29 protein-coding genes are annotated in these 26,546 nt (G+C 37.2%); 26 read left to right on the top strand and 3 right to left on the bottom strand.

Annotated elements, in window-relative coordinates; genetic code table 11:
• Nucleotides 1-194 precede the first annotated feature (194 nt).
• The 8 genes from BAQ49_RS24515 to BAQ49_RS24480 all read left to right on the top strand — a co-directional run bounded on the left by BAQ49_RS24515 (nt 195) and on the right by BAQ49_RS24480 (nt 5,327).
• The gene (locus tag BAQ49_RS24515) at nt 195-707 is read left to right on the top strand and encodes a YqeG family HAD IIIA-type phosphatase (RefSeq protein WP_000765303.1); all 513 of its coding nucleotides are present in this window, start codon (nt 195-197) and stop codon (nt 705-707) included.
• Between the two features lie 3 nt (nt 708-710).
• The gene (gene yqeH, locus BAQ49_RS24510) at nt 711-1,817 is read left to right on the top strand and encodes a ribosome biogenesis GTPase YqeH (protein WP_071747391.1); all 1,107 of its coding nucleotides are present in this window, start codon (nt 711-713) and stop codon (nt 1,815-1,817) included.
• A 15-nt stretch (nt 1,818-1,832) separates the two neighbouring features.
• Nucleotides 1,833-2,666: a shikimate dehydrogenase gene (gene aroE / locus BAQ49_RS24505; protein ID WP_071747390.1), complete on the top strand. Its 834-nt coding sequence runs from the start codon at nt 1,833-1,835 to the stop codon at nt 2,664-2,666.
• A 4-nt stretch (nt 2,667-2,670) separates the two neighbouring features.
• Nucleotides 2,671-2,964, top strand: a complete 294-nt coding sequence (gene yhbY, locus BAQ49_RS24500; protein WP_000955223.1) for a ribosome assembly RNA-binding protein YhbY — start codon at nt 2,671-2,673, stop codon at nt 2,962-2,964.
• Between the two features lie 135 nt (nt 2,965-3,099).
• The gene (locus BAQ49_RS24495; protein WP_071747389.1) at nt 3,100-3,669 is read left to right on the top strand and encodes a nicotinate-nucleotide adenylyltransferase; all 570 of its coding nucleotides are present in this window, start codon (nt 3,100-3,102) and stop codon (nt 3,667-3,669) included.
• On the top strand, nt 3,659-4,228 hold the full coding sequence (yqeK, locus tag BAQ49_RS24490) for a bis(5'-nucleosyl)-tetraphosphatase (symmetrical) YqeK (protein WP_071747388.1): 570 nt from the start codon (nt 3,659-3,661) through the stop codon (nt 4,226-4,228). Before BAQ49_RS24495 ends, yqeK begins: the two co-directional genes overlap by 11 nt.
• Nucleotides 4,225-4,581, top strand: a complete 357-nt coding sequence (rsfS, locus tag BAQ49_RS24485; RefSeq protein WP_000653209.1) for a ribosome silencing factor — start codon at nt 4,225-4,227, stop codon at nt 4,579-4,581. The genes yqeK and rsfS overlap by 4 nt, the downstream gene beginning before the upstream one ends.
• Complete coding sequence (locus tag BAQ49_RS24480; protein WP_071747387.1) at nt 4,578-5,327, top strand: class I SAM-dependent methyltransferase; 750 nt, start codon at nt 4,578-4,580, stop codon at nt 5,325-5,327. Before rsfS ends, BAQ49_RS24480 begins: the two co-directional genes overlap by 4 nt.
• Nucleotides 5,328-5,498: 171 nt before the next feature.
• Here the strand turns inward: BAQ49_RS24480 and comER are convergent, their stop codons facing one another.
• Entirely contained in the window at nt 5,499-6,326 is an 828-nt protein-coding gene (comER, locus tag BAQ49_RS24475; RefSeq protein WP_071747386.1) for a late competence protein ComER, read from the bottom strand.
• Nucleotides 6,327-6,403: 77 nt separating this feature from the next.
• Here comER and BAQ49_RS24470 point away from each other — a divergent pair, with 77 nt between their 5' ends.
• The 3 genes from BAQ49_RS24470 to BAQ49_RS24460 all read left to right on the top strand — a co-directional run bounded on the left by BAQ49_RS24470 (nt 6,404) and on the right by BAQ49_RS24460 (nt 9,959).
• Nucleotides 6,404-7,003: a helix-hairpin-helix domain-containing protein gene (locus BAQ49_RS24470; protein ID WP_071747385.1), complete on the top strand. Its 600-nt coding sequence runs from the start codon at nt 6,404-6,406 to the stop codon at nt 7,001-7,003.
• Nucleotides 7,004-7,065: 62 nt separating this feature from the next.
• The gene (locus BAQ49_RS24465) at nt 7,066-7,623 is read left to right on the top strand and encodes a ComE operon protein 2 (RefSeq protein ID WP_071747384.1); all 558 of its coding nucleotides are present in this window, start codon (nt 7,066-7,068) and stop codon (nt 7,621-7,623) included.
• 14 nt (nt 7,624-7,637) lie between these two features.
• Nucleotides 7,638-9,959, top strand: a complete 2,322-nt coding sequence (locus tag BAQ49_RS24460) for a DNA internalization-related competence protein ComEC/Rec2 (protein ID WP_071747383.1) — start codon at nt 7,638-7,640, stop codon at nt 9,957-9,959.
• Nucleotides 9,960-9,988: 29 nt separating this feature from the next.
• Here the strand turns inward: BAQ49_RS24460 and BAQ49_RS24455 are convergent, their stop codons facing one another.
• Nucleotides 9,989-10,123 carry a YqzM family protein gene (locus tag BAQ49_RS24455; RefSeq protein WP_001058627.1) on the bottom strand — a complete coding sequence of 45 codons (135 nt, stop codon included), beginning with the start codon at nt 10,121-10,123 and terminating at the stop codon, nt 9,989-9,991.
• A 346-nt stretch (nt 10,124-10,469) separates the two neighbouring features.
• On the opposite strand from BAQ49_RS24455, the gene holA reads away from it, so the two are divergent.
• Nucleotides 10,470-11,480, top strand: coding sequence for a DNA polymerase III subunit delta (holA, locus tag BAQ49_RS24450; RefSeq protein WP_071747382.1), 1,011 nt, complete (start codon nt 10,470-10,472; stop codon nt 11,478-11,480).
• Nucleotides 11,481-11,563: 83 nt separating this feature from the next.
• On the opposite strand, the gene rpsT is transcribed toward holA, so the two are convergent.
• Nucleotides 11,564-11,821 carry a 30S ribosomal protein S20 gene (gene rpsT, locus BAQ49_RS24445; RefSeq protein WP_001274011.1) on the bottom strand — a complete coding sequence of 86 codons (258 nt, stop codon included), beginning with the start codon at nt 11,819-11,821 and terminating at the stop codon, nt 11,564-11,566.
• 180 nt (nt 11,822-12,001) lie between these two features.
• Here rpsT and gpr point away from each other — a divergent pair, with 180 nt between their 5' ends.
• The 14 genes from gpr to BAQ49_RS24370 all read left to right on the top strand — a co-directional run bounded on the left by gpr (nt 12,002) and on the right by BAQ49_RS24370 (nt 26,442).
• Complete coding sequence (gpr, locus tag BAQ49_RS24440; RefSeq protein WP_071747381.1) at nt 12,002-13,105, top strand: GPR endopeptidase; 1,104 nt, start codon at nt 12,002-12,004, stop codon at nt 13,103-13,105.
• On the top strand, nt 13,102-13,467 hold the full coding sequence (locus BAQ49_RS24435; RefSeq protein ID WP_083596081.1) for a DUF3679 domain-containing protein: 366 nt from the start codon (nt 13,102-13,104) through the stop codon (nt 13,465-13,467). The genes gpr and BAQ49_RS24435 overlap by 4 nt, the downstream gene beginning before the upstream one ends.
• A 210-nt stretch (nt 13,468-13,677) precedes the next feature.
• The gene (lepA, locus tag BAQ49_RS24430; protein ID WP_071747380.1) at nt 13,678-15,501 is read left to right on the top strand and encodes an elongation factor 4; all 1,824 of its coding nucleotides are present in this window, start codon (nt 13,678-13,680) and stop codon (nt 15,499-15,501) included.
• A 134-nt stretch (nt 15,502-15,635) separates the two neighbouring features.
• Complete coding sequence (locus BAQ49_RS24425; protein WP_071747379.1) at nt 15,636-16,010, top strand: winged helix-turn-helix transcriptional regulator; 375 nt, start codon at nt 15,636-15,638, stop codon at nt 16,008-16,010.
• 51 nt (nt 16,011-16,061) lie between these two features.
• On the top strand, nt 16,062-17,201 hold the full coding sequence (gene hemW / locus BAQ49_RS24420) for a radical SAM family heme chaperone HemW (protein WP_071747378.1): 1,140 nt from the start codon (nt 16,062-16,064) through the stop codon (nt 17,199-17,201).
• Between the two features lie 133 nt (nt 17,202-17,334).
• Complete coding sequence (hrcA, locus tag BAQ49_RS24415; RefSeq protein WP_071747377.1) at nt 17,335-18,351, top strand: heat-inducible transcriptional repressor HrcA; 1,017 nt, start codon at nt 17,335-17,337, stop codon at nt 18,349-18,351.
• A 114-nt stretch (nt 18,352-18,465) separates the two neighbouring features.
• Complete coding sequence (gene grpE / locus BAQ49_RS24410; RefSeq protein WP_071747376.1) at nt 18,466-19,032, top strand: nucleotide exchange factor GrpE; 567 nt, start codon at nt 18,466-18,468, stop codon at nt 19,030-19,032.
• A gap of 26 nt (nt 19,033-19,058) precedes the next feature.
• Nucleotides 19,059-20,894, top strand: coding sequence for a chaperone protein DnaK (gene dnaK / locus BAQ49_RS24405; protein ID WP_071747375.1), 1,836 nt, complete (start codon nt 19,059-19,061; stop codon nt 20,892-20,894).
• Nucleotides 20,895-21,087: 193 nt separating this feature from the next.
• On the top strand, nt 21,088-22,191 hold the full coding sequence (gene dnaJ, locus BAQ49_RS24400; protein ID WP_071747374.1) for a molecular chaperone DnaJ: 1,104 nt from the start codon (nt 21,088-21,090) through the stop codon (nt 22,189-22,191).
• A gap of 28 nt (nt 22,192-22,219) precedes the next feature.
• Nucleotides 22,220-23,158: a 50S ribosomal protein L11 methyltransferase gene (gene prmA / locus BAQ49_RS24395; protein WP_071747373.1), complete on the top strand. Its 939-nt coding sequence runs from the start codon at nt 22,220-22,222 to the stop codon at nt 23,156-23,158.
• 146 nt (nt 23,159-23,304) lie between these two features.
• On the top strand, nt 23,305-24,054 hold the full coding sequence (locus BAQ49_RS24390) for a 16S rRNA (uracil(1498)-N(3))-methyltransferase (protein ID WP_071747372.1): 750 nt from the start codon (nt 23,305-23,307) through the stop codon (nt 24,052-24,054).
• Between the two features lie 6 nt (nt 24,055-24,060).
• The gene (mtaB, locus tag BAQ49_RS24385) at nt 24,061-25,413 is read left to right on the top strand and encodes a tRNA (N(6)-L-threonylcarbamoyladenosine(37)-C(2))-methylthiotransferase MtaB (protein ID WP_071747371.1); all 1,353 of its coding nucleotides are present in this window, start codon (nt 24,061-24,063) and stop codon (nt 25,411-25,413) included.
• A gap of 396 nt (nt 25,414-25,809) precedes the next feature.
• A complete protein-coding gene (gene rpsU / locus BAQ49_RS24375) occupies nt 25,810-25,983 on the top strand; it encodes a 30S ribosomal protein S21 (RefSeq protein WP_000048061.1) in 174 nt (57 codons plus the stop codon).
• A 15-nt stretch (nt 25,984-25,998) separates the two neighbouring features.
• Entirely contained in the window at nt 25,999-26,442 is a 444-nt protein-coding gene (locus tag BAQ49_RS24370; RefSeq protein WP_000054578.1) for a GatB/YqeY domain-containing protein, read from the top strand.
• Nucleotides 26,443-26,546 lie beyond the last annotated feature (104 nt).

The following is a 26,546-nucleotide window of genomic DNA, read 5'->3' as shown; positions in this document are numbered from 1 at the left end:
ACCAAAAAAATATGACAGTCACAAACAAGAGGTTATCCACATACCTCAGTGGATAAAATGTGTATAGATTGTTAGTAAATTCTAAATCAACTGAAAAATTAATGTGGAAAGTGTGTACAAGTTTATCCACAGGTTATCTATCGAAAAATGTTGTCGAAAAATTTTATGAAAAATCCTCAAAGAGGTGAAAGAAATTGAAGTTATTTTTACCAAATGAATATGTGAAAAATGTATATCATGTTCAACCAGAAGATTTGAAAAAGCGTGGAATTAAAGGAGTTATCACTGATTTAGATAACACTTTGATTGAATGGGATCGTCCAAACGCAACACCACAGCTTGAAGAGTGGTTTTTGAAAATGAAAGAAAATGATATTCAAGTAACGGTCGTTTCAAATAATAACGAGCAACGCGTTAAAGACTTCGCTGACCCATTAGGTATTCCGTTTATTCATAGCGCGCGTAAACCGTTTGTTCGTGCCTTTAAGCGCGCAATAAACGAAATGCACCTGCAACCAGATGAAGTTGTAGTAATTGGAGATCAGTTACTAACGGATGTGCTCGGTGGGAATCGTGTGGGACTTCATACAATTTTAGTTGTACCAGTAGCGCAAACAGACGGATTGGTAACACGCTTTAATCGAAAAATTGAACGAAGAATTATGAGAAACATGAAGAAAAAAGGCTTAATTAATTGGGAGGAATAAAGTTTGACTGAAACAATTAAATGTATTGGTTGCGGTGTAGAAATTCAAACAGAAAATAAAAATGAAGTAGGATACGCTCCTGCATCATCTTTAGAAAAGGAACAAGTAATTTGCCAACGCTGTTTTCGATTGAAACATTATAACGAAATTCAAGATGTATCTTTAACAGATGATGATTTCCTTCGTATTTTGAACGGAATTGGACAATCAGACGCATTAGTGGTTAAAATCGTAGATATTTTCGATTTCAATGGTAGCTGGTTACCAGGCTTACATCGTTTTGTAGGGAATAATAAAGTGTTACTTGTTGGGAATAAGGCTGACTTAATTCCAAAGTCAGTTAAGCATGATAAAGTAAAACATTGGATGCGCTATAGTGCAAAGCAACTTGGTTTAAAACCAGAAGATGTCTTTTTAATCAGTGCAGCTAAAGGGCAAGGAATCACTGAACTTGCGGATGCAATTGAGTATTACCGCGAAGGTAAAGATGTTTATGTTGTTGGATGTACGAATGTTGGTAAATCAACATTTATTAATCGTATGATTAAAGAGTTTAGTGATGAGACTGAGAATGTAATTACAACATCACATTTCCCAGGAACAACACTTGATTTAATTGATATTCCATTAGACGAAGAATCTTCTTTATTTGATACGCCAGGGATTATTAACCATCATCAAATGGCACATTATGTTGGGAAACAAAGCTTAAAGCTTATTACACCGACTACAGAAGTTAAGCCAATGGTATTCCAATTAAATGAAGAACAAACATTATTCTTTGGTGGATTAGCACGATTTGATTATGTAAGTGGGGGCCGCCGTGCATTCACTTGTCATTTCTCAAACCGTTTAACAATCCATCGTACAAAGCTTGAAAAGGCTGATGAATTGTACGAAAGACACGCTGGAGAATTATTGAATCCACCGACACCAGAAGAATTAGAAAATATGCCTGAGTTTGTGAAATATGAATTTAATATTCGTGAGCCAAAAACAGACGTTGTATTCTCTGGATTAGGATGGGTTACTGTGAATGAATCAGGAGCAAAAGTTGTTGCTCATGTACCAAAAGGAGTAAGTGTTTCATTGCGTAAATCTTTAATTTAATATGGAGAGGGATTTATGAAACAATTATATGGTGTAATCGGAAATCCAATTGGACATTCATTATCACCCATTATGCATAACGATGCATTTGAACACTTGAATATGGATGCCCATTATCATGCGTTTCTTGTAGAAGAAGAAGCGCTAGGGGAAGCAGTAAAAGGTTTGAAAGCATTAGGTATTTCCGGATTTAATGTCACGACTCCGCATAAAGTTGCGATTATGGAGTACTTGGATGAGATTGCCCCGCTTGCAAGGCAAATCGGTGCGGTAAATACAGTAGTTCATCGAGATGGAAAATTGATTGGGTATAATACGGATGGAATTGGTTTTGTTCGTGCCTTACAGTCAATTAGTAAAGAGCCGCTTCAAGAGAAACGTATTTTATTGCTCGGTGCAGGCGGTGCTAGTCGAGCTATATATTTCTCACTTGCAGATGTAGGTGTGACAGCAATTGATATTGCTAATCGTACGAGAGATAAGGCGGAGAATCTTGTCGCTGGATGTTTGGAAAATGTTAATTCACATGCTCTATCGCTAGAACACGCAGCAAAAGCTCAAGGGGAATATGATATTATCATTCAAACAACAACGATAGGTATGCATCCGCATGTTGAGCATACGCCGCTCGAAATTCGTTCATTGAAAAAAGGGGCGATTGTTTCTGATATTATTTATAATCCATTTGAAACAAAAATTTTAGGCGATGCGAAAGAACAAGGTGCAATAATTCAAAATGGAATCGATATGTTCGTTTATCAAGGTGCACTTGCATTTGAAATGTGGACAGGTTGTGTGCCGAATATTGATAGAATGAAACAATTAGTAATGAGAGAGCTTGGAGGCTAATTATATGTTAACAGGAAAACAAAAAAGATTTTTACGTGCAAAGGCACATCATTTAACACCGATTTTTCAAGTTGGAAAAGGTGGCGTAAATGAAAATATGGTGAAACAAATTGGAGAAGCATTAGAAGTTCGTGAACTATTTAAAGTGAGTGTACTACAAAACTGTGAATTTGATCGTCGTGAAGTTGCAGAAGAACTTGCACAAGGTGCGCGAGCTGAAATCGTTCAAGTAATCGGAAGCACAATTGTTTTATACAAAGAATCTAGAGAAAATAAGCAAATTAAGCTTCCACGATAAAAGGTATACGTGAGTTATTTCGTAATAGGCGCTTGATATGTAGAAAGTGAAACCAATTGAACTTTTATTAACGGTAGACTCTCTTCGAATATTTATGAGGAGAGTTGCTGTATGTAAAAGGAAGGAGCGTTTCTTTTGAGAAAAATTGGTATTATTGGTGGCACGTTTGATCCGCCTCATAATGGGCATTTGTTAATTGCAAATGAAGTGTATCATGCTTTAGGGTTGGAAGAGGTATGGTTTTTACCGAATCAAATTCCACCGCACAAGCAAGGACGTAACATTACGAGTGTGAAAAGTCGATTAAACATGTTGCAAATAGCGACTGAGGAAGAAGCATACTTTTCAATTTGTTTAGAAGAGCTAGACAGAGAAGGCCCATCTTATACGTACGATACTATGGTACAATTAACGGAGAAGTATCCGGATGTGCAGTTTCACTTTATTATTGGCGGAGACATGGTTGAGTATTTGCCGAAGTGGTATAACATTGAAAAGTTACTTAAACTTGTGACTTTCGTTGGAGTTGCAAGACCAGGTTATACATTACATACGCCTTATGATATCGTAAAAGTGGAAATTCCGGAGTTTGCAGTTTCTTCTTCTTTGTTACGTGAGAGATATATGACGAAGAAAACGTGCAAATATTTACTCCCCGAAAAAGTACAGGTATATATCGAGAGGGATGGGTTGTATGAATCGTGAGGAAGCACTTAGCATTGTCAAACAACAAATGCATGAAAAACGTTATATACACACGGTTGGTGTAATGGAAACAGCGATTGAACTTGCTCGGTCATATGGTGTAGATGAGAAGAAGGCAGAGACGGCTGCTATATTTCACGATTATGCAAAATGTAGAGCGATTCCAGAAATGGAAGAGATTATTAAGAGAGAAGCTTTGCCGAAGGATTTGTTGCACTATAACAAAGAGTTATGGCATGCACCTGTTGGGGCATACTTAGTAGAAAAAGAAGTAGGTATTACTGATCCTGAAATTCTACAAGCCATTACATATCATACAAGTGGTCATGAAAAAATGACAATGTTAGATAAAGTTATTTATGTAGCGGATTACATTGAACCAGGACGTAAGTTTCCTGGTGTGGAAGAAGCGAGGGAACTCGCATATAAAGATATAAATCAAGCTTTACTGTTTGCTTTAAAGCGAACAATTCAATTTTTAATGGAAAAAGATCAAACGATTTATCCATTAACATTCCAAACATACAATGCAGTTATCAAGGAGGAAATTAATAAATGAAAGATAAAGAGTTATTAGTATTAGCGGCAAAAGCAGCTGATGATAAGAGAGCAGAAGATATGGTTGTACTAAATATGCAAGGTATTTCACCGATTGCAGACTATTTTATTATTTGTCACGGAAATTCAGACAAGCAAGTGCAAGCAATTGCACGTGAAATTAAAGCGAAGGCACATGAGTTCGAAATTAACGTACAACGTATGGAAGGCTTTGATGAAGCGCGTTGGGTTTTAGTAGATCTTGGTGATGTGGTTGCTCATGTATTCCATAAAGACGAGCGTAATCACTATAATTTAGAGCGTCTATGGGGCGATGTGCCGCGTGAAGATATTGCAGATGAGCTAGATCAATGAAATACGAACAATTTGCTTTGCTGTATGACGAACTGATGAATGATGTCCCTTATGATAAATGGGTGGAATTCACAGAGGAAAGTTTGCAACAGGCATCTATGAAAGAGGCAAAAATTCTTGACGTAGCATGTGGAACGGGTAACGTAACACTTCCGCTTGTGCGAAAAGGTTATGATTTAATTGGTGTAGATCTATCTGAAGAAATGTTAACTGTTGCACAGCAGAAATTGGGGGGAGAAGGTTACTTTATTCCTTTTTACCAACAGGACATGAGAGAGCTTGATGTTCCTGGTGAATTTGATTGTGTGACAATCTTTTGTGACTCATTAAATTATGTATTGCAAGAAGATGGAGTACAAGAAACATTTAGAAGAGTTTTCCACCATTTACGTCAAGATGGCTTGTTTTTATTCGATGTACACTCTTTATATAAAATACATCATGTATTTCAAAATGAAACGTACACAGTGAATGGCGAAGAAATATCACTTATTTGGAACTGCTTCCCTGGAGAAGAATCAGATAGTGTGGAACATGATTTAACATTCTTTGTTCAAGATCCAGAAGAAGATGTGTATCATCGTTTTGACGAATGTCACGTGCAACGTGCATATCAGGTTGAAGAGCTAACGAAATGGCTTGAAGAAGCTGGTTTTACAGTACTTCGCGTGACTGGTGACTTTGAGCGACTTGAAGTTACAGAACAAACAGAGCGTATTTTCTTCATGGCGAAGAAAAATAGATAAAACAAAAGCAACCGCTAAGGTTGCTTTTGTTTTATAGAAAAGATGTAGTTTTAGTTCTAGAAAAATAAAGAGATGATATGTGTAAAGTGTAAAAATGCTAGTTTTAGTGAAAATGTAGCATGAAAAAGATAAGTATTAATTAAAGGATTTGGAATTACGATGGAGTAGTTATTATGTGTGTTTATTGAATTGCTGCTCAACGCATTTTAAATCTTCATCAAATTTCTCATGTGTCCGTTCGATTAATTTATGAAACATATCCCCAACATGTTCTTCTAAAACACGAATACCTTCTCCTGTAACGCCGCCTTTGACACATACCTTTTCTTGTAAAGTAGGTAATGTGAAAATTTCTTTTTCAAGTAACTTCCCCATTCCAATGACCATTTCACTTACTAAAGTAGTGGCTTCTTCATGTGTAATGTTTGTTTTATCTACAGCAGCGTTAATAAAACATTGTAATAAATAACTAAAAAAAGCAGGGCCACAGCTTGCTATATCAGATGAAACGCGCGTTATATCTTCTTCTATAACAAGGGGAGTAGAAATGTTTTTGAATAGATGAAGTAGTTTTTGTTTCCATTCTTCAGAGCAGTTATTTCCAAATGTAAATAGTGATGCGCCAGATAAAGCACGGTTTGTAATACTTGGAATGATTCGTGCGATATGGCAAGGTATAAGCGTTTCTAATTGTGATGGAGATATTGGGCTTGTAATAGAAACTAAGCACTTTTCATCTGAAAAATGTTCAGCGTATTTTTGTAGGATAGGGTATATATCTATCGGTTTTACGCAAATGAAAATAAGCTGGGAGTGTTCGATTACCTCTTGGATTGTTTTGGCTATATGAACAGAAGGGTATTTTTCCTTTATATGATATGCTTTGGCAGGCGTCCGATTAATAATAGTAAGGCACGAAGGTTTGACAGCACGGGTTTCTAAAAATGCATCGATTAGTATATTCCCCATGTTCCCTGTCCCTATAATTCCTATGTTCAATGTTTCATCCCTCCTTCGTAACGGCTTTCTCCTAAACAATATGAATGATGTTATGAATTTATGATTAGAGGTGTAAAATGATGTGGGATTTTCCAAAGAAATGGTTGGGATTAGTGGTTATTATTGGAACTGTAATTTTTCTTCTTTTCTGGAAAACGAACCAGCATGCAGAGCAAACAATTATGACAACAGATGTCAAAATGAAAGAGGTGGAGAAAAAAGGGAAGCCGAAAGAGTTGGGCACAAAGGAGCAGAAAAAAACCATTGTAATTGATGTAAAAGGAGCTGTGTTTAAAGAGGGTGTGTATGAAATGAAGGAAGGGGAGCGGGTGAAGGATGCGGTTGAAAAAGCAGGTGGTTTTTTACCGGATGCAGAGGTAAAGAAAGTGAATTTGGCACAAGTTGTACAAGATCAAATGCTTCTTTATATTCCGAGCAAAAATGAACCAGTGCAAGAGGGAGCTGCTTCTTCAAAAAAAGAGGGGAAAGTACAAATAAATACAGCTTCTAAAGAACAACTTGAAAAAATAACAGGTATTGGTTCCCGGAAAGCGGAAAGTATTTTGAAATATCGAGAAGAACACGGACCGTTTCAGAAAATAGAAGATTTATTGGAGATTGACGGGATTGGAACGAAGTCACTTGAGAAAATAAAAGATCAAATAATTATTCCGTAAAAGATTGACGAAGTTTTTCTTTTTTCGCTACACTACAAGTAGACAAAAAAGTAGGTGAAGATATGGAACGAATTTCATGGGATCAATATTTTATGACGCAAAGCCATTTATTATCTTTGCGTAGTACATGCACAAGGCTTGCGGTAGGAGCGACAATCGTTCGTGATAAACGAATTATTGCTGGCGGATATAACGGTTCAATTAAAGGTGGTGTGCATTGTATAGACGATGGTTGCTATGTCATTGATAATCATTGTGTTCGTACAATTCATGCTGAAATGAATGCTTTATTGCAATGTGCGAAGTTTGGTGTGAAAACAGAGGAATCGGAAATATATGTTACGCATTTCCCTTGTTTGCAATGTTGCAAAGCGATTATTCAAAGTGGTATTACAGCAGTTTATTATGCACAGGATTATAAAAACCATCCGTATGCCATAGAGTTGTTTGAACAAGCAAATGTGACAGTGAAACACGTTCCGCTAGAATATGATATTGCCTCGCTAGAGGAGCAAGAGCGTCATTTGCAGTTAAAAGAACTATTCTCATCTTTCGAAAAAGATAGTTTGTCAATGGAAGAATTACAGCATGTATTCACTAAAGTAAAAATGATGCTATAAGGAGTGGATATGAGTTGCAGGGACAATGGGGCTATGTTGCAATCTCGTTTATAATGGGGATTGCAATTGCCTTTTCCTCGTCGTATTTGTTGACTGCTTGTTGTTTCGTTGGTTATGTTTTATTTTATTTGTATCGTACTTCTCATATAACCTTCACCATTTGTATGTTAGCGTGTTTTAGTGGCGCTATGTATACCGCATATGTTCAAAGTCAAAATAAGCCTCTAGGAGAGTCCTACGAAGTTACACGAGGTGTTATACAAAATACACCTTTTATTAATGGGAATCGCCTTTCTTTTCAAATTAAAGATCAAAATGAGAATATAGTGCAGTTGAACTATAAAATTCAATCTGTATCAGAAAAGGAGCAATTGCGCCAATTATTTGCAGGAATAGCATGTACATTTAAAGGGGAGAAGCAAGAACCGCAAACTGCCAGAAATTTTCATGCTTTTGATTATCGTGATTATTTATACCAGCAAAAAATACATTTTATATTCAATGTGATAGATATTTCTGAATGTCATAAAACATCGTTGTCTCTCGTGCAGTGGATTTTCTTTTTTAGGCAACAAGTAATCTCGAAAGTTACAGAAATATTTCCGGAACAGTCAGGTGCTTTTATGAACGCATTATTATTTGGAGATCGACAACAAATGTCGTTTGAAGTAGAAGAACAATATCAACAATTTGGTCTTATACATCTGTTGGCAATTTCAGGTTCGCATATCGTACTGCTGATAGTTATAATGTATTTTGTTTTACTAAGAAGTGGTGTAACGAAGGAGAGAGCAACAGTATGTCTTATAGTTTGTATTCCTCTGTATATGATTATAGCAGGTGCATCACCGTCTGTCGTAAGGGCTTCTATAACAGGAGTATTGTTACTAGTAGCTTTCATATGTTCTGTTCGCTTATCTAGCTTAGATGCATTAAGTATAACGGCTATATGTATGCTTATATACGATCCGTATCTTATTTTCAATATTGGATTCCAGTTTTCATTTGTAGGTAGCTTTGCCTTACTGTTATCTGCCCCGATATTACTAGCGCGTAGTAACGGAGCAATCCGAAATGCGATTTATATTTCTGTTGTTTCACAGCTCGTTAGCACCCCGATTTTGCTATATCATTTTGGTTATTTTTCTCCTTATAGTATTTTCCTCAATCTTTTGTATGTTCCGTTTCTATCTATTCTTGTATTACCCTGTAGCATTGTTATCCTTCTATGTACGCCAATCATTCCATTTCTTGCGAAAGGAATTGCATATGTATTATCGATATGTTTAACCGTTTCTAATAATTTTTTAAGCTACTGTGAAAATTTCCCGTTTATCCGCCTTACTTTCGGCCAAACACCCTTAATTCTTGTGATTATATATTGTTTTAGCATTATTAGCATATTGGTGTTTTGGGAAAAGAGAATATCCCAAAGGATTTTTTTCATGGTTGTAGGCGTATTTCTTTTTATTTGTACGTGTCATTATGTATCACCATATTTTCGCGAAAGTGGGAGTGTTACATTTCTTGATGTTGGACAGGGAGATGCGATATTAATTCGTCTCCCGTACGATAAAGGGGTTTATCTTATTGATACAGGTGGAGCGCTTCATATCAAGAAGGAGGCGTGGCAAGAAAAAAAGCATGAATTTTCTGTTGGACATGATATTCTTATTCCTTTTTTACAAAAGGAAGGTATTAAAACAATTGATAAATTAATTGTAACGCATGGAGATGCGGATCATATAGGTGCTGCACAGGATTTATTATCATCTATTACTATAAAAGAAGTTGTATTTGGGAGAAAAGACCAAGATGCTGTATTAGAAAAAGCGTTAAAGAAACAAGCGTTAGCAAAGAGAGTGAAGGTAAGTGTAGTAGGAGAGGGTGAGAGCTGGAGAGTAAATGAAGCAGAATTTTTTGTGTTAGCTCCAAAAGGAAAAGAAAAAGGAGAAAATGATTCTTCGGTTGTAATATGGGCGAAATTAGGAGGGTTAACATGGTTATTCACGGGTGACCTAGAAGAAGAAGGTGAACGGCTTGTAGTATCAACATATCCGGAGTTGCGGGCTGACATTTTGAAGGTTGCGCATCATGGGAGTAAAACGTCATCTACCGAACCTTTTTTGAGCCTTGTGCAGCCGAGTGTAGCGATTATTTCAGCTGGAGAGCGCAATAGGTATGGGCACCCGCATAAGGAAGTTATAGAGGGTTTTAAGAAGGATGGTATTGAAATATGGCGCACAGATAAGCAAGGTGCCATTTCTTATGTTTTTAAAGGGGAAAAAGGAACCTTTCGCAGTAAAATCACATATGATGAAACACATAATAGATAAAAAAGAAGACTGCCATTAAGCGGCAGCCTTTAAGAACCGATAAATTTAATAACAGTTGCAATGATGAAAAGTGTTGCGAAAAAACCAAATGAGACGATAAATCCTACCCCTGAATCAATAGCGTCATTGCGTTTACTTTGAACGTTTTGTTCAAAATTATTCATTTAGAATCCCTCCCCAACATTCCACTTTAGTATAAAATATTGTCAGAAAAAAATCTACAATTTATAAATGGAGAAAAAAAGAGCATATATACTCTTTTTTGTTAGCTAAGTAACAAGAGTTTTTTGTTTCCAAGCATGTTAACAGTTGGCACTTATACTTGGATTACTATTGTAAATAATAAAGGGAAGGTGATTACCGCACACCAATAAGAAATCCGGGGCTTATTGCGTGGCGTTTTATATAAATAAAGGGACGGGTTATAAAGCCTGTTCCTTTGTACTTGTAAAACAAAAGCCAGGGCATTAGTATAAATATATATTGCCAAGTTAGGGAGTAGGAAAAAGTATGAGTGATATACATAAGAAAATTAAAAAGAAACAGTTTGCTCCGTTGTATTTACTGTATGGAACGGAAGCGTATTTTATAAATGAAACGATAAAACTGATTACAACGGAAGCGCTCGAAGAGGAAGATCGAGAGTTTAATGTTGTGACATATGATTTGGAAGAAGCGTATTTAGAAGACGTGGTTGAGGATGCACGTACCCTTCCATTCTTTGGAGATCGTAAAGTTATATTAATAAAATCACCATTATTTTTAACGTCACAAAAAGAAAAATTAGAACAAAATATAAAAATTTTAGAAGAATATATCGGAGAACCTTCTCCTTTTTCTATTCTTGTTTTCGTTGCGCCTTATGAAAAATTAGATGAACGAAAAAAAATTACGAAACTATTAAAGAAAACAGCGGATGTAGTAGAAGCGAATGCGATGCAAGTGCAAGATGTCCAGAAGTGGGTTGTTTCTCGTGCGGAAGAGGCGCATGTATATATTGATAACACGGCTGTTAGTTTGTTATTAGAGCTTGTGGGAAGTAATGTCACAATGTTAGCGAAGGAAATGGACAAGCTAACGTTATATGTCGGTATGGGCGGGGAAATTACATCGAAACTTGTGGCGGAACTTGTACCAAAATCCGTTGAGCAAAATGTGTTTGCTTTGACAGAAAAAGTAGTAAAAAAAGATATCGCAGGTGCGATGCAAATTTTGGATGGATTATTCACACAACAGGAAGAACCAATTAAGTTACTCGCATTGTTAGTAAGTCAATTCCGTTTGCTGAACCAAGTAAAGGAGTTACAACAGCGCGGTTATGGACAAAATCAAATTGCTTCCCATATTGGTGTACATCCGTATCGTGTAAAGTTGGCGATGAATCAAACGAAATTTTTCTCTTTTGAAGAATTAAAAAGAGTTATTTTAGAATTAGCGGAAGCTGATTACAGTATGAAGACTGGAAAAATGGATAAGAAACTTGTGCTCGAGTTTTTCTTAATGCGGTTAAATCATCTGTAATGATACAAAAAAGTTCATGTACTTGTTACATGAACTTTTTTGTATATAAAAAAACGATCCGAATGGATCGTTTTTTAAACGCCTTACGCGTTTACTTGTTTCGCTAAGCGAGATTTTTGACGAGCTGCAGCGTTTTGGTGGATAAGACCTTTACGAGCTGCTTTGTCAAGTTTTTTAGAAGCAGTTTTGAAAGCTTCTTTAGCATTTTCAAGATCGTTATTAGTAACTAAAGCTTCTACAGTTTTAACAGCAGAACGCATGTCAGACTTGATAGAAGCGTTATGTGCACGACGCTCTTCGCTAAGTTTAGCGCGTTTGATAGCAGATTTGATGTTTGCCATACTTTTCACCTCCCTGGTGCAATCGAATGACTCGATTCTTACATAGAACAAGTGATATTCTATCAAACGGTGAAGAGAATTGCAATAGTATATCAATGAAATTTCACGTAAAGGAAAGAATGACCTTATATAACTTTGGGAAATCTAACGATATTTACTATGAATTACGGAGGAGATACGATGAAAGAACCATTAGATTTAAGTAAATATAATGTTAGAACTGACCTTGCTGTAGAGGCGCACCAAATGCTGCAAGAGCGCCAAGAAGAACAAAAAGGGATACAAGGAGTTATTGTAAAAGAGAGGGAAGAAGAGGGAGTTACGATTACAAAAGTAACTATTGATGAAATTGCATCTGAATCGATGGGGAAAAAACCTGGAAATTATTTAACTCTTGAAGTGCAAGGTATACGTCAACAAGATACAGAACTTCAACAAAAAGTAGAGCGTATTTTTGCGAAGGAATTTTCTTATTTCCTAGAGGATGTTGGAGTTTCAAAAGAAGCAAGTTGTTTAATTGTTGGTCTTGGGAATTGGAATGTAACGCCAGATGCGCTCGGACCGATAGTTGTAGAAAACGTACTGGTAACGAGACATTTATTTCAATTACAGCCTGAAAGTGTAGAAGAAGGGTTTAGACCTGTTAGTGCAATCCGTCCAGGAGTAATGGGAATTACAGGAATTGAAACGAGCGATGTGATTTATGGAATCATTGAGAAAACAAAGCCAGACTTTGTAATTGCAATTGATGCATTAGCTGCCCGTTCTATTGAACGAGTAAATAGCACGATACAAATTTCTGATACAGGGATTCATCCTGGATCAGGTGTTGGGAATAAACGTAAGGAACTAAGTAAAGAAACATTAGGAATTCCTGTTATTGCGATTGGTGTTCCAACTGTAGTAGACGCAGTTTCTATTACGAGTGATACAATCGATTTTATTTTGAAGCACTTTGGAAGAGAGATGAAAGAGGGACATAAGCCGTCACGATCTTTATTACCAGCGGGATTTTCATTTGGAGAAAAGAAAAAGTTAACAGAAGAAGATATGCCGGATGAAAAGAGCCGAAATATGTTTTTAGGTGCTGTCGGTACGTTGGAGGATGAAGAGAAGCGGAAATTAATTTATGAAGTGTTATCTCCTCTTGGTCATAATTTAATGGTGACCCCAAAAGAAGTAGATGCTTTTATAGAGGATATGGCAAATGTAATAGCAAGTGGTTTAAATGCAGCGCTGCATCATCAAATTGATCAGGATAATACAGGGGCATATACACATTGATGGGAAGAGATGACAATAGTTGGAATCGATTTGCGCTCTTGTGTATGTGTGGTACAGTCGTATGCTTACTTATGATGATAGCTGGAGTAGGGCTCGCTAATCATGGCTTGAAAAGCATGAAGGGCTATCGTCAGCTGTCATATGAACAAATTGCTCATATGACAGGAACAGAAGGTGCAGGAGCTGAATCGGAAATTTTGAGCGAGGCATTTTCAGCTGCTGAAAAACAAAAACAGTTAGAAAACTTAAGGAGTTTCAATGTCGTAGAAGGTATTGGTATGGCGATAGCAAGTGTTGCTTATGAAATAATAAAGTTTGGAACGGATATAGTTGTTGGGAAAGTCAAAGAGATTTTTAGCTAAGAGTAGCGGGAAGCACGGTTGTCTTATCGTTTTGTACGACAGCCTTTTTTTTATTTGAAAAAGGTTTGTCTCTTATGGTTTGTTCGCATAAGATATAGATAGAATGATTTGTCTTGTAAGCAGCACGAGTTTTCATTGAATCTTTGCTGCTCTATTGATATAATCAGTGCTAGTGTATATTGGCGAGACTATTAGGAGTTGAGAACATAGATGAATAAAGAAGAAAGAGCAAAAAGACAGTCCAAAATTCGTAACTTCTCCATCATTGCTCACATTGACCACGGGAAATCAACGTTGGCAGACCGTATTTTGGAGAAAACAAACGCGTTAACACAGCGCGAAATGAAGGCGCAATTACTTGACTCTATGGAGTTAGAGCGTGAGCGCGGTATTACAATTAAATTAAATGCAGTACAATTAACGTATAAAGCGAAAGACGGTGAAGAGTATATTCTTCACTTGATCGATACACCAGGACATGTCGACTTTACGTACGAAGTATCTCGTAGTTTAGCGGCTTGTGAAGGTGCAATTCTTGTTGTGGATGCAGCGCAAGGGATTGAGGCACAAACATTAGCGAATGTATATTTAGCTCTTGATAATAATTTAGAAATTTTACCAGTTATTAATAAAATCGACTTACCAAGTGCGGACCCAGAACGCGTACGTCAAGAGGTAGAAGATGTAATTGGTTTAGATGCATCGGAAGCTGTACTTGCTTCGGCGAAAGCTGGCATTGGTATTGAGGACATTTTAGAACAAATAGTTGAAAAAGTACCAGCTCCAACAGGTGATTCAGAAGAGCCGTTACAATGTATGATTTTTGACTCTTTATATGATCCGTATCGTGGTGTAATTGCATATATCCGTGTTGTAAATGGAACGGTAAAAGTTGGCGATAAAGTACGTATGATGGCAACTGGAAAAGAATTTGAAGTAACAGAAGTAGGTGTGTTTACACCGAAAACAACGCAACGTGACGAGTTAACAGTAGGTGATGTAGGTTTCTTAGCAGCGTCTATTAAAAATGTTGGTGATACACGCGTTGGTGATACGATTACACATGCGAAACGTCCAGCTGCAGAGGCGTTAGCAGGATATCGTAAGTTAAACCCAATGGTATTCTGTGGTTTATATCCGATTGATTCTGCTCGTTATAACGACTTACGTGATGCATTAGAAAAACTAGAATTGAATGATTCTGCTCTTGAATTTGAGCCTGAAACATCTCAAGCGCTAGGGTTTGGTTTCCGTTGTGGTTTCTTAGGACTTCTTCACATGGAAATTATTCAAGAACGTATTGAACGTGAATTTAAGATTGACTTAATTACAACAGCGCCAAGCGTTATTTATAAAGTTTATTTAACAAACGGTGAAGATGTTATTGTTGATAATCCATCTAATATGCCAGATCCACAGTCTATCGATCGTGTAGAAGAGCCGTTTGTGAAAGCAGCAATTATGGTTCCGAATGACTATGTTGGAGCTGTAATGGAAATTTGCCAAGGTAAACGTGGAACGTTTATTGATATGCAATATTTAGATGAAACACGTGTTACATTGACATATGACATCCCGTTATCAGAAATCGTATATGATTTCTTCGATCAATTGAAATCAAATACGAAAGGATATGCATCATTTGACTACGAGTTAATTGGTTATAAACCATCTAAACTTGTGAAAATGGATATTCTTTTAAATAATGAACAAGTGGATGCTTTATCATTTATTGTGCACCGTGATTCAGCGTATGACCGTGGTAAAGTAATCGTAGAGAAATTAAAAGAATTGATTCCAAGACAACAGTTCGAAGTGCCAATTCAGGCTACTATCGGAAACAAGGTTGTAGCGCGTTCTACAATTAAGGCGATGCGTAAAAACGTACTTGCAAAATGTTACGGTGGTGACATTTCTCGTAAGCGTAAACTTCTTGATAAGCAAAAAGAAGGTAAAAAACGTATGAAGTCTGTTGGTTCTGTAGAAGTACCACAAGAGGCATTCATGGCTGTACTGAAAATGGATGACAACTAATAATTAAAATAAAAAAGGAGTCGTTTATGCGGCTTCTTTTTTTCTGTATAATTACTTTTTAGACATCTTAGCCTCTCTCATTTACAATGATGAGAGAGCTTTTTAGTGATTGATCTAGAGTTAGGAGACTATTAATGTCCGAAAATATTCGTAAAGATATTCAAGATAAAATAGAAAAAGGGAATTTTAATTGTGAAAAGGAACTGACGCTTTCTATTATTAGTGGGAAGTGGAAAGTTGTGATATTGTGGCACTTAGGTGTGGAAGGTCCGCATCGTTTTAGTGAATTGCAACGACTGTTCCCGAGTATTTCTCATAAAGTGTTGTCGAATCAATTAAAAGAATTAACAGAGGACGGGATTGTTAATCGAACAGTATATCCGGAAATTCCTCCTCGTGTTGAGTATTATATGACGGAGCTAGGCATGTCGCTTTTACCGATCGTTGAAATGATGTATGATTGGGGAAAAATACGAATGGAACAAATCCGTAATACGTTAGAGAAGTAGAGAATCCTCCGGAGTGCGGAGGTTTTCTTTTTAGAAAGGTAGGAGTTATATTTGGTACAAGCTGCATATATTCATATCCCATTTTGTCAGCATATTTGTCACTATTGTGATTTTAATAAAGTGTTTATTGAACGCCAACCGGTAGATCAATATTTAGAGTATTTAGAGAAAGAAATAATAAACACGGTTCAAAAAGTACCGTTTGATAGTATGAAAACGATTTTTGTTGGTGGAGGAACGCCGACAGCATTAAATATGGAACAGACAAAAAAACTACTCGATATCATTAACCGCCGTTTGCGTCCGTTTGCGCCGAATTGTGAATTAACGTTTGAAGCGAATCCAGGCGACTTACCGAAAGAGAAGTTAAACTTATTGTTAGAAGGTGGAGTAAACCGGATTAGTTTTGGTGTACAAACGTTTCGTGATGAATTGCTTGAGAAGATTGGGCGTAAGCATACGAGGGAAGATGCATTTTTAGCAATTAGAGAAGCGCAGGAAGTGGGCTTTAAAAATATAAATATAGATATTATCTATGCTTTGCCGGGACAGACGATAGAAGATGTAAAAGAAACATTAGATATTGCCTTCACGCTTGGGGTACAACATTTCTCAGCATATTCATTAATTGTGGAACCGAAGACTGTATTTTATAACTTAATGAATAAAGGGAAGTTGAGACTTCCGGGTGAAGACCATGAAGCGAAAATGTATGAAATGGTAATGGATGAAATGGAGAAACATGGTTATAGCCAGTATGAAATTAGCAACTTCTCAAAAGGTGATAATGAAAGTAGACATAACCTCACATACTGGAATAATGAAGAGTATTATGGATTTGGAGCTGGCGCGCATAGTTATGTAAATGGGGAACGTATTCAAAATGTAGGGCCGCTCAAGCAATATTTCACGAAAATTGATGAAACAGGCTTTCCTTATTTAGATGTTCATGAAGTGACTGAGAAAGAAAAAATGGAAGAAGAGTTGTTTTTAGGACTTCGAAAAACAAAAGGTGTTTCCAAGGTAGAGTTCCAAAAGAAATTCAATATGGAGATGGATCAAGTTTTCGCGAAGCAGTTACAAAGCAATCAAGAACAAGGATTGCTTGAAGAGAGAGAGGGATATGTGCGTTTAACGCGAAAAGGAAAATTATTGGGGAATGAAGTGTTCCAGTCATTTTTGATTGACTAATTAAATGTTCCATAAACGTGAAAAAGTTTCATTATTTCGTGACGTTTCCGTTGACAATTGAATGTCAATTTTGGTAAGTTATTAATAGATTTAGCACTCGAAGACAAAGAGTGCTAACAGAGGTGATGATGAGATGCTTACGGAACGTCAGCTCTTAATTTTACAAACAATTATTGATGACTTTATTGGATCAGCACAGCCCGTTGGGTCTAGAACTTTGGCTAAAAAAGAGGAAATTACATTTAGTTCAGCTACTATTCGAAATGAAATGGCGGACTTAGAAGAATTAGGTTTTATTGAAAAAACGCACAGTTCTTCTGGACGTGTTCCTTCTGAGAAAGGATACCGATTTTATGTAGACCATCTTTTAGCCCCGCAAAACTTACCGAACGCTGAGATTGTACAAATTAAAGATTTGTTTGCTGAAAGAATTTTTGAAGCAGAAAAAGTTGCACAGCAATCTGCTCAAATTTTATCAGAGCTTACGAACTATACGGCCATTGTTCTTGGGCCTAAGTTAAGCACAAATAAACTTAAAAACGTACAAATTGTACCGCTTGATCGTCAAACAGCAGTCGCTATTATTGTAACGGATACAGGGCATGTACAAAGTAAAACGATTACCGTTCCGGAATCTGTTGATTTATCAGATTTAGAAAAAATGGTTAATATTTTAAATGAAAAGCTATCGGGTGTACCTATGTCGGAACTTCATAATAAGATCTTTAAAGAGATTGTTACGGTCTTGCGTGGGTATGTTCATAATTACGATAGTGCAATAAAAATGTTAGATGGTACATTTCAAGTTCCTTTATCGGAAAAGATATACTTTGGAGGAAAAGCAAATATGCTTTCGCAACCAGAGTTCCATGACATTCAAAAAGTAAGGTCCTTGCTGACGATGATTGATAACGAAGCTGAGTTTTATGATATTTTGCGTCATAAACAAGTTGGTATTCAAGTGAAAATTGGTAGGGAAAATTCTTCAATAGCTATGGAAGATTGTAGTTTAATTTCTGCAACATATTCGATTGGAGAAGAGCAACTAGGAACAATTGCGATTTTAGGTCCGACGAGAATGCAATACTCTCGTGTAATTAGTTTGTTGCAGTTATTTACAAGACAATTTACAGACGGACTTAAAAAGTAAATGAGAGTAATACATTCGCTCAAGTGATGAGATTCTCATTGCTGTGTGTAATATATAATGCTTAGGTAATCATGCTATACATGATACCTAATACCTTTTAAGGAGGTGAAAATTGTGGAAGAGCGTAACGAACAAGTGGTAGAAGAAGTGAAAGAAGCGCAAGTTGAAGAAGCTGTCACGCCAGAAAACAGTGAAAAAGCTGTAGAAGAAAAAAGTGAGGCTGCTCTTTTACAAGAAAAAGTAGATGAGTTACAAGCGAAACTAACGGAAACGGAAGGTCGCACATTACGTCTACAAGCTGATTTTGAAAATCATAAGCGCCGTGTCCAAATGGATAAACAGGCTGCTGAAAAATATAGAGCACAAAGTTTAGTTTCAGATATTTTGCCAGCTCTTGATAATTTTGAAAGAGCGATGCAAGTGGAAACAACTGATGAGCAAACGAAATCCTTGTTACAAGGTATGGAAATGGTGCATCGTCAATTGCTAGAAGCGTTGACTAAAGAAGGTGTTGAAGTGATTGAATCTGTTGGTAAACAGTTTGATCCTAATGAGCACCAAGCTATTATGCAAGTGGAAGACAGTGAATTTGAATCAAACGCGGTTGTGGAGGAATTCCAAAAAGGTTATAAACTAAAAGACCGTGTGATTCGCCCATCAATGGTAAAAGTAAATCAATAATTTACATAAAAATAGGAGGAATCGCCATGAGTAAAATTATCGGTATTGACTTAGGTACAACAAACTCTTGTGTAGCTGTTATGGAAGGTGGAGAACCAAAGGTTATCCCAAATCCAGAAGGAAACCGTACAACACCTTCTGTTGTAGCTTTCAAAAATGAAGAGCGTCAAGTTGGGGAAGTTGCAAAGCGTCAAGCAATTACAAACCCAAATACAATCATGTCTGTTAAACGTCACATGGGTACAGACTACAAAGTAGAAGTTGAAGGTAAAGATTATACACCTCAAGAAATTTCTGCAATCATTTTACAAAACCTAAAAGCTTCTGCTGAAGCATACTTAGGTGAAACAGTAACGAAAGCTGTTATTACAGTACCTGCATACTTCAACGATGCAGAGCGCCAAGCAACGAAAGATGCTGGTCGTATCGCTGGTTTAGAAGTTGAGCGTATTATTAACGAACCAACAGCAGCAGCACTTGCTTACGGTCTAGAAAAACAAGATGAAGAGCAAAAAATCTTAGTATATGATTTAGGTGGCGGTACATTTGACGTATCTATCCTTGAGTTAGCAGACGGAACATTCGAAGTTATTTCAACTGCTGGTGACAACCGTCTTGGTGGGGATGACTTTGACCAAGTTGTTATTGATCACTTAGTAGCTGAGTTCAAAAAAGAAAATAACATTGATTTAAGCCAAGATAAAATGGCACTTCAACGTTTGAAAGATGCAGCTGAAAAAGCGAAAAAAGATCTTTCTGGCGTAACACAAACACAAATTTCATTACCATTCATTAGTGCTGGAGCTGCTGGTCCATTACACTTAGAATTAACATTAACAAGAGCGAAATTCGAAGAGCTTTCAGCAGGTCTTGTTGAAAGAACGTTAGAGCCAACTCGTCGTGCATTAAAAGACGCTGGTTTTGCTCCAAGCGAATTAGATAAAGTTATCCTTGTTGGTGGATCTACTCGTATCCCAGCTGTACAAGAAGCTATTAAACGTGAAACTGGTAAAGAACCGTATAAAGGTGTAAACCCTGATGAAGTTGTAGCATTAGGTGCTGCAGTTCAAGGTGGCGTACTTACTGGTGATGTAGAAGGCGTACTATTATTAGACGTAACTCCACTTTCTTTAGGTATTGAAACTATGGGTGGCGTGTTCACGAAATTAATCGAGCGTAACACTACAATTCCAACAAGTAAGTCACAAGTATTCTCAACAGCTGCTGATAACCAACCAGCAGTAGACATTCACGTATTACAAGGTGAGCGTCCAATGTCAGCTGACAACAAAACATTAGGTCGTTTCCAATTAACAGACCTTCCACCAGCACCACGTGGTATTCCACAAATCGAAGTAACATTCGATATTGATGCGAACGGTATCGTTAACGTACGTGCAAAAGACTTAGGAACAAGCAAAGAGCAAGCTATTACAATCCAATCTTCTTCAGGTCTTTCTGATGAAGAAGTAGATCGTATGGTACAAGAAGCAGAAGCAAATGCTGACGCTGACCAAAAACGTAAGGAAGAAGTTGAACTTCGTAACGAAGCTGACCAACTTGTATTCCAAACGGATAAAGTTGTAAAAGATTTAGAAGGTAAAGTGGATGCGGCTGAAGTTGCAAAAGCAACAGAAGCGAAAGAAGCATTACAAGCTGCGATTGAGAAGAACGAGCTTGAGGAAATCCGTGCGAAAAAAGACGCTTTACAAGAAATCGTACAACAATTAACTGTTAAATTATACGAGCAAGCTCAAGCTGCTGCAGGGCAAGCGGAAGGTGCACAAGGAGCACAAGATGCTGGCGCGAAGAAAGACAATGTAGTAGACGCTGAGTTTGAAGAAGTAAAAGAAGATAAGTAATATAAATAAGTAAGATGACAAAAAGTCAAAGTCAAGCGTGCCTTGGCTTTGGCTTTTTTCATGAATGAGAAGAAATGTGTGAGGATCTTAAGTTTTTTATTTTGCATACTGTAAGTGAGGAAACTTTGTTGCAAAGCACTTTCTTTCGGTGTTAAAATTACGTTTATGTGAAAGATTCGGGGGTTGCAAATTTATGAGTAAACGAGATTATTATGAAGTCCTTGGCCTTAGCAAAGGTGCTTCTAAAGATGAAATAAAAAAAGCGTATCGTCGTTTGGCTAAAAAATACCATCCAGACGTAAGTAAAGAAGAAAATGCAATTGAAAAGTTTAAAGAAGTACAAGAAGCATACGAAGTATTAAGCGATGATCAAAAGCGTGCGCAGTACGATCAATTTGGTCATGCTGGTGCAAATCAAGGGTTTGGCGGCGCAGGAGACTTCGGTGGTGGCTTCGGCTTTGAAGATATCTTTAGTTCATTCTTTGGCGGCGGTGGCAGACGTCGTGATCCGAATGCTCCGCGCCAAGGTGCTGACTTACAATACCAAGTTACTTTAGAGTTTGAAGAAGCTATTTTTGGTAAAGAGTTAAATGTTGAGATTCCAGTAGAAGATCCATGTGATACTTGTAAAGGTAGCGGAGCAAAACCAGGAACTTCAAAAGAAACATGTAAACATTGTTCAGGATCAGGGCAAGTAAGTGTAGAACAAAATACACCATTTGGTCGTATTGTTAACCGTCAAGCTTGTGGTCATTGTTCAGGAACTGGTCAAATGATTAAAGAGAAATGTACGACATGTCACGGTTCTGGTAAAGTTCGTAAACGTAAAAAGATTAATGTTAAAATTCCAGCGGGTATCGATAATGGTCAACAAATTCGTGTATCTGGAAAAGGTGAAGCAGGCGTAAATGGTGGACCGGCAGGAGATTTATATGTTGTTGTTCATGTAAGAAACCATGAATTCTTTGAGCGCGAAGGAGATCACATTATTTGCGAAATGCCATTAACATTTGCGCAAATGGCACTTGGTGCGGAAGTAGAAGTTCCTACTGTTCATGGCAAAGTGAAGCTAAAAATTCCAGCAGGAACACAAACAGGAACAGAATTCCGCTTAAAAGGAAAAGGTGCTCCGAACGTACGTGGATATGGTCAAGGAGATCAATACGTAGTCGTTCGTGTTGTTGTGCCGACGAAATTAACTTCACACCAAAAAGATTTATTGCGTGAATTTGCAGGGCAAGAAGAGCAAGATGATAGTTTGTTTGGAAAGCTTAAACGTGCTTTCAAAGGGGAATAATGGAAATAAAAAATGGAGTTGGTAAATTGTGAAATGGTCAGAAATTAGTATTCATACAACAGAAGAAGCAGTAGAAGCTGTCTCTCATATTTTACATGAAGCTGGTGCTAGTGGAGTTGCGATTGAGGACCCAGCGGAATTGACGAAAGAGCGCGAGCAACAATATGGTGAAATTTATGCATTGAATCCAGATGAATACCCGGCAGAGGGTGTATTAATTAAAGCGTATTTCCCGCAAACGGATTCTTTACAGGAAACAATTGCAGGTGTAAAATCATCTATTGATGTGCTTCCATCTTATGACATCGAAATCGGTACTGGAAATATTACCATTAACGAAGTCGATGAAGAAGATTGGGCTACTGCTTGGAAAAAATATTACCATCCAGTACAAATTTCTGATACATTCACAATCGTACCGACGTGGGAAGAATATACACCATCTTCTCCGGATGAAAAAATCATTGAATTAGATCCGGGTATGGCATTTGGGACAGGAACTCACCCAACAACAACGATGTGTATTCGTGTATTAGAAAAAACAGTTCAGCAAGGTGATACTGTTATTGATGTAGGAACAGGTTCTGGTGTACTTAGTATTGCAGCGGCAAAATTAGGTGCGTCTTCAGTTCAAGCATATGATTTAGATCCAGTTGCAGTTGAAAGTGCAGAAATGAATGTACGTTTAAATAAAACTGATAACATCGTCAATGTTGGACAAAATAGCCTTTTAGAAGGTATCGAAGGTCCTGTTGATTTAATTGTAGCTAATTTATTAGCAGAAATTATTCTTTTATTCCCTGAAGATGCAGCAAGAGTTGTGAAGTCAGGCGGATTATTTATTACATCGGGCATTATTGCCGCGAAAGAAAAAGTGATTTCTGAGGCGTTAGAAACAGCTGGATTTACAATTGAAGAAGTGTTACGAATTGAAGACTGGGTAGCAATTATTGCACGAAATGCGTAATATAGATTTTAGTCTATAATGAAAAAGGGGAGTCTCTCACTATAAGGTGAGGGGCTTGCCGTTTGTTATATGAAAAAATGATAACGTTTCGTTCTTTTCGTAAGTGTTGACTTACGAAAGGAACGAAACTCTACTAAGGTGATTATATGCAACGTTATTTTGTAGAAGAGAAATATGTAAATGAGACAAATATTCGCATTGTAGGTGACGATGTACATCATATCGTGAGAGTGATGCGTATGTCAGCTGGTGATCACATTTATTGCTGTATAAACGGAAAAACAGCAGTGTGTTCAATTGATGAAATTACCAGTGAATTTGTTAATACAGCTATTGTAGAATGGGTAGAGGCGTCAAGTGAACTTCCTGTTTTTGTGACGATTGCAAGTGGACTGCCAAAAGGAGACAAGCTAGAGTTGATTTTTCAAAAAGGAACTGAGCTTGGGGCAGCCGCATTTTTACCATTCCAAGCATCCCGCTCGATTGTAAAATGGGATGCAAAAAAAGCTGATAAAAAAGTTGAGCGTTTGAAAAAAATTGTGAAAGAAGCTGCGGAACAATCGCATAGAAGCGAAATTCCAGAAGTGCATACTCCGGCATCGTTTAAGCAATTGCTTTCAATGAGTAATGAATATGATGTATGTCTTGTTGCGTATGAAGAGGAAGCAAAAAAAGGTGAGAAATCTAATTTTGCAAAAGCTTTAGCGACAATGACACCAGGTCAAAAGCTATTAATTGTTTTTGGCCCAGAAGGCGGTTTAGCAGAGGAAGAGATTGCTGCGCTTTGTGAACATAAATTTGTACCATGTAGTTTAGGACCAAGAATTTTAAGAACAGAAACGGCTCCGCTTTATGCGTTAAGTGCCGCTTCTTATCATTTTGAATTGATGGGGTGATAATCAATGGCAACTGTTGCGTTCCACACGTTAGGTTGTAAAGTAAACCACTATGAAACAGAAGCGATTTGGCAATTGTTTAAACAAGGTGGTTATGAAAGAACTGAATATGAAAAGAAATCTGATGTATATGTTATTAACACATGTACAGTAACGAATACAGGAGATAAAAAAAGCCGTCAAGTCATTAGACGTGCTGTGCGTCAAAATCCGGATGCGGTTATTTGTGTAACTGGATGTTATGCGCAAACATCTCCAGCTGAAATTATGGCGATCCCCGGTGTAGATATTGTTGTTGGTACACAGGATCGTGAAAAGATGTTAGGATACATCGAAGAATTCCGTAAAGAGCGTCAACCAATTAATGCTGTCCGAAACATTATGAAAACGCGTGTATACGAAGAACTTGATGTACCTTATTTCACGGATCGTACACGTGCATCTTTAAAAATACAAGAGGGTTGCAATAACTTCTGTACATTCTGTATTATTCCTTGGGCACGTGGTTTAATGCGTTCTCGTGATGGGAAAGAAGTTATTAAACAAGCACAGCAATTAGTAGATGCAGGCTATAAAGAAATCGTATTAACAGGTATTCATACAGGTGGATACGGTGAAGATATTAAAGATTATAACTTAGCCGGATTACTTCGTGATATGGAAGCGGAAGTAGGCGGATTAAAACGTCTTCGTATTTCTTCTATTGAAGCGAGTCAAATTTCAGATGAAGTAATTGAAGTGTTAGATAAATCTGAAGTAGTTGTACGCCACTTGCATATTCCATTGCAGTCAGGATCTAATACTGTACTAAAACGTATGCGCCGTAAGTATACGATGGAATTTTTCCAAGAGCGTTTAGATCGTTTGAAAGAAGCGTTACCAGGTCTTGCGATTACATCAGACGTAATTGTTGGATTCCCAGGTGAAACAGAAGAAGAATTTATGGAAACATACAATTTCATTAAAGAGAATCGTTTCTCTGAATTACACGTGTTCCCTTATTCAAAACGTACAGGTACACCAGCGGCGCGTATGGAAGATCAAGTTCCTGAAGATGTGAAGAATGATCGTGTTCATCGTCTAATTGAGTTGTCTAACCAATTGGCGAAAGAGTATGCTTCTGCGTTCGAAGGTGAAGTGCTTGAAATTATTCCGGAAGAGCAATTTAAAGAGGGTGACCGTGAAGGGTTATATGTAGGTTATACAGATAACTACTTAAAAATTGTATTTGAAGGATCTGAAGAATTAATCGGTAAGTTAGTAAAAGTGAAAATTACAAAAGCTGGCTATCCATATAACGAAGCGCAGTTTGTTCGTGTTCTTGAAGATGATATAAAAAAAGAGTCAGCAAGCGCATAATAAAGTGAAACTATAATTAGTGGGAGTTTTACTGCCCACAAATAGCGGGATAAAAAGCATGCAACCGGAAATGGTTTGCATGCTTTTTTCTTTCGTGGAGAATTTAAGTATTGAAATGGATGTAATGGAGTGCCCGTTAAATAAGTGGTTATTTAGCAAATTTTGTATGGGAAAGTTTTCGTGATAAAAATATATTTGTTTTGAGGTGGGAGCGATAACGGCTGTTTACATAGATTTTTGGAAAAGGAAGAGCATCTATTCTTCTTTTATTCTGCCAAATAGTTGACCTGAAGTGATAAAATGTATTATAATCGTAAAAGACATGCTGAAGAAGTGTTTCTTTTTGCATGCTGAAGTTAGTATGTAAGTGTGATGTTTCGGAGGGAGGGAAAGAGAATGTCAAAAACAGTCGTTCGTAAAAACGAGTCTTTGGAGGATGCACTTCGCCGTTTTAAAAGATCGGTTTCTAAAACTGGTACACTTGCTGAAGCAAGAAAGCGCGAGTTTTATGAAAAGCCAAGTGTAAAACGTAAGAAGAAATCTGAAGCGGCAAGAAAGCGTAAGTTCTAAGAGAGGGTGTAAGTGATGAGTCTTCTCGGTCGTTTAAACGATGATATGAAACAAGCGATGAAGAATAAACAAAAAGAAAAATTAACCGTTATTCGTATGGTTAAGGCTGCTTTACAAAATGAAGGTATTAAACTGCAACATACTCTTACTGAAGAAGAGGAATTAACAGTTTTAGCTCGTGAAGTAAAACAGTATAAGGACTCCCTCCTTGAATTTAAAAAAGCTGGTCGTGAAGACCTTGTTGATAAACTGCAAAGTGAAATTCAGATTTTAAGCGCATATTTGCCGGAGCAATTAACAGAAGAAGAACTAGCTGATATAATTAAGCAAGTTATTTCTGAAGTTGGTGCTACATCTAAAGCAGATATGGGTAAGGTGATGACTGCTGTTATGCCGAAAGTAAAAGGTAAAACAGACGGATCACTTGTGAATAAGCTGGTTATCCAGCTATTAGCATAAAAAAGCGTCTCATTTCGTATGAGACGTTTTTTTATGCTTTTTTCAGTTTGGACGTGATATTACAAGCTCTTTTTTCATACATATGGGATGAGAGGGGGTCTTTT

It is taken from the genome of Bacillus proteolyticus, from assembly GCF_001884065.1.
In the GTDB taxonomy this organism is placed as follows: Bacteria; Bacillota; Bacilli; order Bacillales; family Bacillaceae_G; genus Bacillus_A; species Bacillus_A proteolyticus.
The sequence above is the reverse complement of the archived record's forward strand: the minus strand, read 5'-3'. Positions and strand labels throughout refer to the sequence as shown.

Excerpts from the sequence above, each read along its gene's own strand:
- aroE (WP_071747390.1), top strand. The coding sequence starts at position 1,833 with ATGAAACAATTATATGGTGTAATCGGAAATCCAATTGGACATTCATTA.
- yhbY (WP_000955223.1), top strand. The coding sequence starts at position 2,671 with ATGTTAACAGGAAAACAAAAAAGATTTTTACGTGCAAAGGCACATCAT.
- yqeK (WP_071747388.1), top strand. The coding sequence starts at position 3,659 with ATGAATCGTGAGGAAGCACTTAGCATTGTCAAACAACAAATGCATGAA.
- rsfS (WP_000653209.1), top strand. The coding sequence starts at position 4,225 with ATGAAAGATAAAGAGTTATTAGTATTAGCGGCAAAAGCAGCTGATGAT.
- BAQ49_RS24480 (WP_071747387.1), top strand. The coding sequence starts at position 4,578 with ATGAAATACGAACAATTTGCTTTGCTGTATGACGAACTGATGAATGAT.
- BAQ49_RS24470 (WP_071747385.1), top strand. The coding sequence starts at position 6,404 with ATGATGTGGGATTTTCCAAAGAAATGGTTGGGATTAGTGGTTATTATT.
- BAQ49_RS24465 (WP_071747384.1), top strand. The coding sequence starts at position 7,066 with ATGGAACGAATTTCATGGGATCAATATTTTATGACGCAAAGCCATTTA.
- BAQ49_RS24455 (WP_001058627.1), bottom strand. The coding sequence starts at position 10,123 with ATGAATAATTTTGAACAAAACGTTCAAAGTAAACGCAATGACGCTATT.
- holA (WP_071747382.1), top strand. The coding sequence starts at position 10,470 with ATGAGTGATATACATAAGAAAATTAAAAAGAAACAGTTTGCTCCGTTG.
- rpsT (WP_001274011.1), bottom strand. The coding sequence starts at position 11,821 with ATGGCAAACATCAAATCTGCTATCAAACGCGCTAAACTTAGCGAAGAG.
- gpr (WP_071747381.1), top strand. The coding sequence starts at position 12,002 with ATGAAAGAACCATTAGATTTAAGTAAATATAATGTTAGAACTGACCTT.
- lepA (WP_071747380.1), top strand. The coding sequence starts at position 13,678 with ATGAATAAAGAAGAAAGAGCAAAAAGACAGTCCAAAATTCGTAACTTC.
- BAQ49_RS24425 (WP_071747379.1), top strand. The coding sequence starts at position 15,636 with ATGTCCGAAAATATTCGTAAAGATATTCAAGATAAAATAGAAAAAGGG.
- hrcA (WP_071747377.1), top strand. The coding sequence starts at position 17,335 with ATGCTTACGGAACGTCAGCTCTTAATTTTACAAACAATTATTGATGAC.
- dnaK (WP_071747375.1), top strand. The coding sequence starts at position 19,059 with ATGAGTAAAATTATCGGTATTGACTTAGGTACAACAAACTCTTGTGTA.
- dnaJ (WP_071747374.1), top strand. The coding sequence starts at position 21,088 with ATGAGTAAACGAGATTATTATGAAGTCCTTGGCCTTAGCAAAGGTGCT.
- BAQ49_RS24390 (WP_071747372.1), top strand. The coding sequence starts at position 23,305 with ATGCAACGTTATTTTGTAGAAGAGAAATATGTAAATGAGACAAATATT.
- mtaB (WP_071747371.1), top strand. The coding sequence starts at position 24,061 with ATGGCAACTGTTGCGTTCCACACGTTAGGTTGTAAAGTAAACCACTAT.
- rpsU (WP_000048061.1), top strand. The coding sequence starts at position 25,810 with ATGTCAAAAACAGTCGTTCGTAAAAACGAGTCTTTGGAGGATGCACTT.
- BAQ49_RS24370 (WP_000054578.1), top strand. The coding sequence starts at position 25,999 with ATGAGTCTTCTCGGTCGTTTAAACGATGATATGAAACAAGCGATGAAG.